Below are 813 nucleotides of genomic sequence, written 5' to 3' on the forward strand. Positions count from 1 at the left end.
GCCGTAGTCGGCGACCTGGAAGATCGGCGCCTCTTCGTCCTTGTTGATCGCAACGATCACTTTCGAATCCTTCATGCCCGCCAGGTGCTGGATGGCGCCGGAGATGCCGACGGCCACGTACAGCTGCGGAGCAACGATCTTGCCGGTCTGGCCGACCTGCATGTCGTTCGGCACGAAGCCGGCGTCAACGGCAGCGCGGGAAGCACCGACGGCAGCGCCCAGCTTGTCAGCCAGGGAGTAGAGGATCTTGAAGTTGTCGCCATTGCCCATGCCACGGCCGCCGGAAACGACGATCTTGGCAGCGGTCAGTTCCGGACGATCGGACTTGGCCAGTTCTTCACCGACGAAGGCGGACTTGCCGGCATCGGCCGGGCCGGAAACGGCTTCAACAGCGGCGGAGCCACCTTCGGCAGCAACGGCGTCGAAGCCGGTGCCGCGCACGGTGATGACCTTGACGGCAGCCGAGGACTGCACGGTAGCGATGGCGTTACCGGCATAGATCGGACGCTTGAAGGTGTCGGCGCTGACCACTTCGATGATCTCGGAGATCTGGTCGACGTCCAGCAGGGCGGCAACGCGCGGCAGGAAGTTCTTGCCGTTGGTGGTGGCGGCGGCCAGCACGTGGCTGTAGCCCTTGCCCAGCTCAGCGATCAGCGGAGCAACGTTCTCCGGCAGCTGGTGAGCGTAGGCGGCGTTGTCGGCGACCAGCACCTTGGCAACACCAGCGATCTTGGCAGCGGCTTCAGCCACGCCACCGACGTTCTGGCCTGCGACCAGGACGGCGATGTCGCCACCAATCTTCTGCGCCGCAGC

The 813-nt window shown here is 65.1% G+C and carries 1 protein-coding gene; it reads right to left on the bottom strand.

All coding sequences use genetic code 11. The features are described 5' to 3' along the window. On the bottom strand, positions 1-813 hold an 813-nt coding region (locus tag N5C91_RS31825), incomplete at both ends, for an FAD-binding protein (protein ID WP_279834519.1).

Origin of the sequence: Pseudomonas sp. GD03903, assembly GCF_029840045.1 — a bacterium.
Taxonomy (GTDB): domain Bacteria; phylum Pseudomonadota; class Gammaproteobacteria; order Pseudomonadales; family Pseudomonadaceae; genus Pseudomonas; species Pseudomonas pseudonitroreducens.